Origin of the sequence: Thermogutta sp., from assembly GCF_014359955.1 — a bacterium.
Taxonomy (GTDB): Bacteria; Planctomycetota; Planctomycetia; order Pirellulales; family Thermoguttaceae; genus Thermogutta.
In genome coordinates this window covers 1-1,229 of record NZ_JACIYL010001049.1, presented here as the reverse complement: position 1 = coordinate 1,229, position 1,229 = coordinate 1, and the positions used below count along the sequence as shown (strand labels likewise).

At 58.3% G+C, this 1,229-nt stretch carries 2 protein-coding genes; both read right to left on the bottom strand.

Annotation, left to right across the window (positions count from 1 at the left end; all coding sequences use genetic code 11):
* The coding region (locus tag H5U08_RS19290) for a hypothetical protein (RefSeq protein WP_297036956.1) at positions 1–797 on the bottom strand (797 nt) is incomplete at its 3' end.
* A gap of 156 nt (positions 798–953) precedes the next feature.
* The coding region (locus tag H5U08_RS19285) for a DUF1080 domain-containing protein (RefSeq protein ID WP_297036953.1) at positions 954–1,229 on the bottom strand (276 nt) is incomplete at its 5' end.

The following is a 1,229-nucleotide window of genomic DNA, read 5'->3' as shown; positions in this document are numbered from 1 at the left end:
TGCGTGGCCGCAAGATAGAGACCTGTCTTGCCGTCCCAGAAAGTCGTTCGAATCCCCTCCGCCAGGCGCTCGGCCTCCTCCCGATAACCGGTCGCCTTCTCTGAATATCCGGCAGCCGACTCCATTTCAGCTATTTGCTGATAACTCTGATACAGCAAGAGGGAACAAAAAAGAACCGCCCCTTTTTTAACAACCGTATCCGTGAACCCGTAGGGGCAACGATCCCACTCTTTTGCCGGGTCGCTCCAAACAAGTCCCGAAGTCGGATCGCGGGGCACGGCGGCGAGCGCTTTTTCAAGCCGGGGCAGATGCTTTTGCAGAAGCTCCGGGTCTTTGATGCGCTTCCATCTGTGATAGGCGACATCCACGAGGAATTGGGAACCGTCGGCGACGGGATTTTCTCCCATCGTGCCCATACCCGGTTTGAAGATGGGTTTTCCGTCGAAGGTGACACAATCCACGCAACTGCCGTCAGCCGCCTGGGCGTCCAGAAAGATGTCTAGGCAGTGGCGAAGCTCCTCTTCGGTGAAGGCGTCGGCCGCCCCCTCCAGCATGTAGGCATAATCGCGAAGCCAGAAGGCCTCGTAGCCAATCCCCACCTGCGGCGGGAAAACCGCCCGACCGTCCGGCAAGGTGCGACGGCATTCCCGAACCAATTTTCTCGCTTGCGATTCCAGCCACGTCACCGCCTCGGAGGCACTCTTCCAAGGGAGTTCTTTCCCCTGTTCCGCGACGCCTTCCGCAGCCCACCATAGAGCGAACACCGAGATTGCAAGAACAAATACTGTGGTTCGCATGGGCAATTTCCGTCTGCCTTGAGGGCAAACCATCCGGCCCGGTGGCTGCTGCATCGCCTGCCGAGCAAAGGAAACAGCGGCGGCTAGCCGACCTGCGGCAGGTCTTACCTGGGATTTATTCCCTGTCTGAAGTTTGCAGGCGAACAGCCGCGGGGGTCAGTGCGATCCCGCCTGCTGCTGGGCTTCTTCCGGAGGAATTTCCCGAATGAAAATATTGCGGAAGTACAGCTTGTTGCCGTGATTTTGAAGCTCGATAGGGCCGGTGCGGTAGATGGGCTTGTCGCGCTCCCAGTAGTTCTCCATCACCACGTTGTCCACCACCAGTTCTCCGTTCAACCACACGCTCACACGGTCTCCGATCATGCGGATGCGGAATCGGTTCCACTCGCCGACAGGCTTGTCTGCCCGTTTGAGAGGTTTATTCGGGTGCTT